The organism is Pseudomonas cichorii (genome assembly GCF_019719005.1).
In the GTDB taxonomy this organism is placed as follows: Bacteria; Pseudomonadota; Gammaproteobacteria; order Pseudomonadales; family Pseudomonadaceae; genus Aquipseudomonas; species Aquipseudomonas cichorii_E.
The window spans coordinates 105,475-113,928 of the sequence record NZ_JAIGPJ010000016.1 but is presented as its reverse complement, the minus strand read 5'-3'; the positions used below and the strand labels follow the sequence as shown (position 1 = coordinate 113,928).

Below are 8,454 nucleotides of genomic sequence, written 5' to 3'. Positions count from 1 at the left end.
ACCAGAAAGACACCGACTTGCTCGACAGGGCGGGGTTTATGACGCCCTAAAATAATCAATCGAGAAAAAAAGCACTGAAGACAGTTGCTCCTACGGTAGGAGCGAATTCATTCGCGAAGCTTCATCATGCCGGCAAACAAACCCCTGTCCCGCCCAGCCCGCAATAACCCTGCGGGTTTTTTGCCAGGTATTGCTGGTGGTACGCCTCGGCGTAGTAGAAGGTCGGGGCCTGGTCGATTTCGGTGGTGATTTTGCCCAGCCCGGCTTTGCTCAGCTCGGCCTGGAAGGCTTTTTCGCTGGCCTGGGCGGCTTCGAGCTGTTCTGGTTTGGTGCAGTAGATCACCGAGCGGTACTGGGTGCCGATGTCGTTGCCCTGACGCATGCCCTGAGTCGGGTTGTGCGCTTCCCAGAATACTTTGAGCAGCGCTTCGTAGCTGATCTCTTCTGGCTCATACACCACCAGAACCACTTCGCTATGGCCGGTCAGGCCCGAGCAGACTTCTTCATAGGTCGGGTTTGGCGTAATGCCGCCTGCATAGCCCACGGCAGTGCTGACCACGCCCGGTTGTTGCCAGAGGCGTCGTTCTGCGCCCCAGAAGCAGCCCAGGCCAAAGATTGCGAATTCAACCGTGCCCGAGAACGGACCCAGCAAAGGGTTGCCGTTGACGAAGTGCTGTTCAGGAACGGCGATAGGAGTTTCACGGCCTGGCAGTGCTTGCTGGGCGGTAGGGAGTACATTTTTGTTCACTAGAATTTCCGAGCGAAGAGTCATGAACCATATCCTCTCGATAAGTGAAAACAGATTAGAGGGATAAACAGTCCGACAGTGTGCCCGAGAGTCCGGTGTACAGGGAAGAGGGGTCAGGCCGACGGTCGGCGCGTGTAGCGTTTCAGTTTTTCGATCAGTTCTTCGCCGGGGATCGGCTTGTCGAACAGGTAACCCTGGCCTACGTCGCAGCGATGGCGGCGCAGGAATTTCAGTTGGGCCGCGGTTTCTATGCCTTCGGCCACGACCTTGAGCTTGAGGTTGTGGGCCATGGCGATCACCGCCGAGGTGATCTCCATGTCGTCCTCGTCGTCCGGAATGTCCCGGATGAAGCTGCGGTCGATCTTGATCACATCGATGGGGAATTTCTTCAGGTAACTGAAGGATGAGTAGCCGGTTCCGAAGTCATCCATGGCCAGCGACAGGCCGAGCTTTTTAAGCGAGTCGAGTTGCTGGCGAGTGTCTTCGGTGGCCTCCAGCAGCAGGCCTTCGGTCAGCTCCAGTTCCAGCAGGGAAGCATCCAGCGCTTCCTCTTCGAGAATCGAGGCGATGGACGACACCAGATCCGGGTCCGAGAACTGCTTGGGCGAGACGTTGATCGCTACCTGCAGATTGCCGAAACCGGCTTCGGTCAGCGCCTTGCTCATGCGGCAGGACTGGCGGGCGACCCATTTGCCGATAGGGATGATCAGGCCGGTTTCTTCGGCAACGCTGATGAACTGATCCGGTCGGATCATGCCTTTTTCCGGATGGTTCCAGCGTAGCAGGGCTTCCATACCCAGCAAACGGCCGCTGCGCAGGCACAGCTTGGGCTGGTAGAAGACTTCGAGTTCATTCTGGGTCAGGGCGCGACGCAGGTTGTTTTCAACGAACAGCTTGTAACTGGCTTCGGCATTGAGCGCTTCGGTGAACACCTGGACCTGATGCTTGCCGTTGGCCTTGGCCTTGTGCAGCGCCAGACCGGCGTTTTTCATCAGGGTCTGGGGATCGCGGCCATGCAGCGGCGCGCAGGCCAGGCCCACGGAGCCGGTCACGCTGATGAGCTGGTTATCGACGAACATCGGCTTGTCCAGCGTCGCCAGCACCTGGCTGGCAACGTTCTGCCCGGCTTCAAGCCCACTATGGTCGAGCAGTACGGCAAATTCGTTACTGGCAAAGCGCGCCAGTATGTCGGACGGGCTCAGGGTATTGCGCAGGCGCCGTGCCAGGCTGATCAGCAGCTTGTCACCGGTCTGATGGCCCAGGCTGTCGTTGATGCGCTTGAAGTTGTCGATGTCCACCAGCAACAGGCTCATGGGCGTGTCGCTGTCCCGGGCGAAACGTTCGTCCAGGTTACGGATGAAGGCTGGCCGGTTGCCCAGATTGGTCAGGTTGTCGGTGTAGGCCAGGCGCTCGATGCGCTGCTGCGCCAGCTTGCTCTGGGTGATGTCTTCGTAAATGCCGATGTAATGGGTCAGTTCGCGGTTGTCGCCATACACCTTGGAAATCGACAACTGGCCCCAGTAGGGCTCCAGGTTCTTGCGTCGGCTCTTGAACTCGCCTTGCCAGCTGTTGCTCTTGTTCAGGCTGGAATTGGCATCGAGCAATAGGGCATTGAGGTTTTCCAGGGCCGGCAGTTCCGACAGCTTGTGGCCGTGGACTTCTTCGGAGCTGTACTGGGTGATGGCGGTGAAGCTCGGGTTGACGTACTCGATCATGCCCTCGCAGTTGACCAGCAGGAAGGCGTTGGCGCTTTGCTCGACAGCACGCTGGAACAGGTACAGCGCGTTGGTTGCGGCCCGCCGGCTGTGGTTGTTGATGACTTGCGCGAACTGGTCGGCCAGCTCACCGGCAAAGGTTATTTCGTCGGGCTGCCACTCACGGGCCGAGCCGGTCTGCTCCAGGCAGAGCACGCCGACCACCTGGCCATCGATGCGGATACTGGCGTCCAGAATGGCATTCACGCCCCTTGGCAGCAGGGTGTCTGCTATCTCGCGGGTGCGCGGATCGTTCTGCACGTTGCTGACATCGATTGCCCGGCTGTTGTGCAAGGCGTCCAGATAATTGGGGTACTGGCTGATATCCAGTGGCTTGCGCACCTGATAGTCGCAGCTTTGCCGGTGATAGTCGGCAATCGACTCCAGACGCTGCTCGTGCAGGCTCCAGATGCCCACACGGTCGACATCGTAGATATCGCAGGCGCTCTTGGTGATCAGCTCGGCGGCTTCCAGCACCGAGTTGGCTGTGTTGTAGCGATGGCGTGTCAGGCGCAGGATCAACTCTTGCTGGGCGCGGACCCGCTCCAGATGGGCGAGTTGGTCACGTTGCGCACGCTGGTTGAGTTCCAGAGCGATCTGCAGGCGCGAGTTCTGGGTTTCCAGATCCGGACCGTATGTCTGCTCGCCTTCGGCAATCATCCCCTCGACCACGAGGAAGTAGCCACGCAACAGATGACGATTGTGTTGTTTGTAGGCCTCACCGATTTCCAGAAGACCCAGCGGGCCTTTGGGGGTGTGCAAGGTATAGCGGGCCAGATAAAACGGAGCGGATGCCAGTTGCAACTGGATCTCGTCATGTAGCCTGTAGCGTGCCTCCGGCTCCATCAGGCTGGCGTAGGGCGAACCGATCAGGGCGCAGAGTTCCACGGCAGGCAGGCCGAACTGTTTTTCGCAGTTAGGATCGAGAAACAGCAGCGCCCAATTGGCTTCATTAAGCCGCTCGAAACGCAGCATGCCCAGGCGCGAGGGCACCGGCAATTGCGTTACTACCTCGGCTGCCGTTCTGCCGGCAGCATCGGTTTGGCTTTTCATGAACAAACTCGCTTCCGGAATACTGATCGCGGTAGGGCATTGGCCCGGATTACTTTCGCGTATGGCAAGGTTGCATCATGCAGCCCAGGCTTACAAGAGAGGGCGGTGGCTTAGTGCTATAAAAGTGTCGACCGGTTGACATGGCCCGACAATACACCAGATCAGTGCAGAAATCAGAGGTCTTGCCGAGCTATATAACCGGGACATGCAGACAAAAAAAGCCCCGCTTGAAGGCGGGGTTGAGGTTCGAGCGTGGCAGCTCGCAAATACACGGCAAGGCCCGCCATGTGGCGGGCCTGCCCGGGCTTACAGCAGGATTGTGCGGATATCCGCCAGCAATTCGCTCAAGCGCTTGGTGAAGCGGGCAGCAGCTGCGCCGTTGATCACGCGGTGATCGTAGGACAGCGACAGGGGCAGCATCAGTTTCGGCTGGAAGGCTTTGCCGTCCCAGACTGGCTGGATGGTGGCCTTGGAAACGCCCAGGATCGCAACTTCCGGCGCATTGACGATCGGCGTGAAGCCGGTGCCGCCGATGTGACCGAGGCTGGAGATCGTGAAGCATGCGCCTTGCATGTCGTTCGCGGTCAGCTTCTTGTTGCGTGCCTTTTCAGCCAGTGCGGCTGCTTCGGCTGCCAGTTGCAGCAGGTTCTTCTGGTCGACGTCGCGGATCACAGGGACCAGCAGGCCTTCCGGAGTGTCCACGGCGAAGCCGATGTGCACGTATTTCTTGCGGATGACCGCTTTGCCGCTTGGTGCAAGCGAAGCGTTGAAGTCCGGCAGTTCCTTGAGCAGGTGCGCAATGGACTTGAGCAGCAGTGGCAGGATGGTCAGCTTGACGCCAGCCTTCTCGGCAGCGGCTTTCTGCGCAACACGGAAAGCTTCCAGGTCGGTGATGTCGGCCTGGTCGAATTGCGTGACGTGCGGAATGTTCAGCCAGCTGCGGTGCAGACCGCTCGCGCCCAGTTGCATCAGGCGGGTCATCGGCACTTCTTCGATTTCGCCGAAACGGCTGAAGTCGACTTCCGGAATCGGCTGGATGCCCGCGCCGCCGCTTGCGCCGCCGGCTGGTGCTTCCTTGGCCTTCAGCAGTTGGGCCTTGACGTAAACCTGTACGTCTTCTTTCAGCACGCGGCCGTGTGGACCGGTTGCGCTGACAGCGCTCAGCTCGACGCCGAACTCGCGAGCCAGTTGGCGAACCGCCGGGCCTGCGTGAACCTTGGCACCGCTTGGCGCGGCGGCTGGAGCTGGAGCGGCTTCTGCCTTGGCGGCAGGTGCGGCAGCCGGAGCGGCTTCAGCTTTTGCTGGAGCTGCGGCCGGAGCGCTGGCAGCCGGAGCCGGAGCTGCGGCTGGCGCTGCACCTGCGATTTTCAGTTTCAGGATCAGGTCGCCGGTACCGACTTCCTGTTCCAGCTTGACCTCAACGCTCTCGACCACGCCTGCGGCAGGAGATGGAATCTCCATGCTGGCCTTGTCGGATTCCAGGGTGATCAGCGATTGATCGGCCTGGATGCTGTCGCCTGGCTTGACCAGGACTTCGATGATCTTGGCCTTGCCCGACGAGCCGATATCAGGAACGTGGATGTCCTGAACGGTGGCGCTGGCGGCAGGAGCCGGTGCAGCAGCAGGTGCTTCGGCCGGTTTCTCGGCAGCGGCTGGAGCTGGAGCAGGTTCGGCAGCAGCAGGGGCTGGTGCAGCCGCTTCGCCTTCGACTTCCAGCTCGAACAGCTCGTCGCCTTCTTTCAGGCGGTCGCCCAGCTTGACCTTCATGGCCTTGATGACGCCAGCCTTGGGAGCAGGGATTTCCATGCTCGCCTTGTCGGATTCAAGGGTCAGGATGCTCTGGTCGGCTTCGATGCGATCACCGACCTTGACCAGCAACTCAATGACTTCACCTTCACCGTTGCCGATGTCGGGTACGCGAATTAACTCACTCACAATGTTTCTCCTTCGCAGAACCTGTTCATTCGATTGCGCCGTATCCAGTTGCAACGAAACAGCCTTGGATGCTCATTTACGGGTGTAAATTCCGCATCCTCGGCTGTTTCACGCCTTTGAACAGCGCAGGTTACCGATTTTGAAGCAGGTTCTTAACAGTCCAGTGGGTTGCGTTTTTCAGGATCGATACCGAACTTGGCAATGGCTTCAGCCACGACTTTAGGTTCGATGTCGCCACGGTCAGCCAAGGCTTCCAGGGCTGCCAGCACCACGAAGTTACGGTCGACTTCGAAGAAGTGACGCAGCTTGCGGCGGCTGTCGCTACGGCCGAAACCGTCGGTGCCCAGCACTTTGTATTCCTTGGACGGAACCCACTGACGGATCTGGTCAGCGAACAGCTTCATGTAGTCGGTGGAGGCGATGACCGGACCTTTACGGCCGCCCAGGCACTGCTCGACGTAAGTCTGCTGAGGCTTCTGGCCAGGGTGCAGACGGTTGGAGCGTTCTACTGCCAGGCCGTCACGACGCAGTTCGTTGAAGCTGGTGACGCTCCAGACGTCGGCGCCGACGTTGAACTCGTCACGCAGGATCTTCGCTGCTTCGCGGACTTCACGCAGGATGGTGCCCGAGCCCAGCAACTGGACGTGGTGAGCAGCAGCCTTGGTGTCTTCTTCGAGCAGGTACATGCCCTTGATGATGCCTTCCTCGGCGCCGGCCGGAATGGCTGGCTGGGTGTAGGCTTCGTTCATCACGGTGATGTAGTAGAAGATGTCCTGTTGTTCTTCGGTCATCTTCTTCATGCCGTCCTGGATGATCACCGCCAGCTCGTAGCCGTAGGTAGGATCATAGGTGCGGCAGTTAGGCACGGTGGAGGCCAGGATGTGGCTGTGACCGTCTTCGTGCTGCAGGCCTTCGCCGTTCAGCGTGGTACGGCCGGCGGTGCCACCGATCAGGAAGCCACGGGTGCGGCTGTCGCCAGCGGCCCAAGCCAGATCGCCAATACGCTGGAAGCCGAACATCGAGTAGAAGATGTAGAACGGCAGCATCGGCTGGTTGTGGTTGCTGTACGAAGTACCGGCAGCGATGAACGACGACATGGCGCCCGCTTCGTTGATGCCTTCTTCGAGGATCTGGCCCTTCTTGTCTTCGCGGTAGAACATCACCTGGTCTTTATCGACTGGCTCGTAGAGCTGGCCGACGGACGAGTAGATGCCCAACTGACGGAACATGCCTTCCATACCGAAGGTACGGGCTTCGTCCGGGATGATCGGAACGATGCGCTGACCGATTTCCTTGTCCTTGACCAGTTGCGCCAGGATGCGCACGAAGGCCATGGTGGTGGAGATTTCGCGGTCGCCCGAGCCGTCCAGAATCGCTTTCAGCGTTTCCAGTGGTGGCGTCGGGATGCTGATGCTCTTGGCGCGGCGCTGTGGCACGAAACCGCCCAGGGCGCTGCGGCGCTCGGCCAGATAACGGGCTTCGGCGCTGCCTTCTTCCGGACGGAAGAACGGCAGGCTTTCCAGGTCGGCGTCCTTGATCGGCACGTCGAAGCGGTCACGGAAGTGACGCAGGCTGTCGACATCGACTTTCTTGGTGTTGTGCGCGGTGTTCTTGGCTTCGCCTGCACCGGTACCGTAACCCTTGATGGTCTTGGCCAGGATGACAGTCGGCTGGTCTTTGTGGTTGACCGCCTGATGGTAGGCCGCGTAGACCTTGTACGGGTCGTGACCACCACGATTGAGTTTCCAGATCTCGTCGTCGGACAGGTCTTCGACCATGGCCTTGAGCTCAGGCGTGTTGAAGAAGTGCTCGCGAACGAACGCTCCGTCTTTTGCCTTGTAGTTCTGGTACTCGCCGTCGATGACTTCGTCCATGCGGCGTTGCAGGGCACCGTTGGTGTCCTTGGCCAGCAGCGGGTCCCAGAAACGGCCCCAGATGACCTTGTTGACGTTCCACGCAGCACCACGGAACACGCCTTCGAGTTCCTGGATGATCTTGGCGTTGCCGCGAACCGGGCCGTCGAGGCGCTGCAGGTTGCAGTTGATGACGAAGATCAGGTTGTCCAGCTTCTCGCGGCCAGCCAGGGCGATTGCGCCCAGGGATTCCGGCTCGTCGGTCTCGCCGTCGCCCAGGAAGCACCATACCTTCTGCTTGCCTGCCGGGATGTAGCCGCGGTTTTCCAGGTACTTCATGAAGCGCGCCTGGTAGATCGCCTGGATCGGACCCAGACCCATGGATACGGTCGGGAACTGCCAGAAGTCAGGCATCAGCCATGGGTGCGGGTACGAGGACAGACCTTTGCCGTCGACTTCCTGGCGGAAGTTGTTCATCTGGTCTTCGCTGATGCGGCCTTCGAGGAACGCACGGGCATAGACACCTGGAGAGGCGTGGCCCTGGAAGTAGATCAGGTCGCCGCCGTGCTCGTCGGTCGGGGCCTGGAAGAAGTAGTTGAAACCGATGTCATACAGCGTCGCGCTGGAAGCGAAGCTGGAGATGTGACCGCCCAGGTCCGGGTCGTTCAGGTTGGTCTTGACGACCATTGCCAATGCGTTCCAGCGTACCAGCGAGCGAATGCGGCGTTCCATGAACAGGTCGCCAGGCATGCGTGCTTCGTGAGTAACCGGAATGGTGTTGCGGTAAGGCGTGGTGATGGCGTACGGCAGCTGCGAACCACTTCTAGTGGCCAGCTCGCCCATACGGGTCATCAGGTAATGAGCACGGTCTTCGCCTTCTTTGTCGAGAACCGATTCCAGGGCGTCCAGCCATTCCTGGGTTTCGACGGGATCGAGGTCTTGCATGGCTTGCTCCAGGGCGGAAAGGCTTCCAGAATCGGTTGCCTGAGTTTGCGACTGGCCTTTTGGGCAGACGACATAAAATTCTTGGATTACCGGAGGGTTGTTCCGGCGGCGTGTAGTTTTACTACAAATCGACGACCATTTCAGCCCTTCGAGTTACATGCTCAGT

General features: G+C 59.6%; 4 protein-coding genes. All 4 read right to left on the bottom strand.

What is annotated here, in order from left to right:
- Positions 1–124: 124 nt before the first annotated feature.
- Positions 125–772 (bottom strand): peptide-methionine (S)-S-oxide reductase MsrA, encoded by a 648-nt coding sequence (gene msrA / locus K5D32_RS14075; RefSeq protein WP_025258244.1) that lies wholly within the window; start codon positions 770–772, stop codon positions 125–127.
- Positions 773–861: 89 nt separating this feature from the next.
- Positions 862–3,555: a GGDEF and EAL domain-containing protein gene (locus K5D32_RS14070; protein WP_221593176.1), complete on the bottom strand. Its 2,694-nt coding sequence runs from the start codon at positions 3,553–3,555 to the stop codon at positions 862–864.
- Positions 3,556–3,861: 306 nt separating this feature from the next.
- Positions 3,862–5,490, bottom strand: coding sequence for a dihydrolipoyllysine-residue acetyltransferase (gene aceF, locus K5D32_RS14065; protein WP_221600665.1), 1,629 nt, complete (start codon positions 5,488–5,490; stop codon positions 3,862–3,864).
- A gap of 152 nt (positions 5,491–5,642) precedes the next feature.
- On the bottom strand, positions 5,643–8,288 hold the full coding sequence (gene aceE / locus K5D32_RS14060; RefSeq protein WP_221577030.1) for a pyruvate dehydrogenase (acetyl-transferring), homodimeric type: 2,646 nt from the start codon (positions 8,286–8,288) through the stop codon (positions 5,643–5,645).
- Between the last annotated feature and the right edge of the window lie 166 nt (positions 8,289–8,454).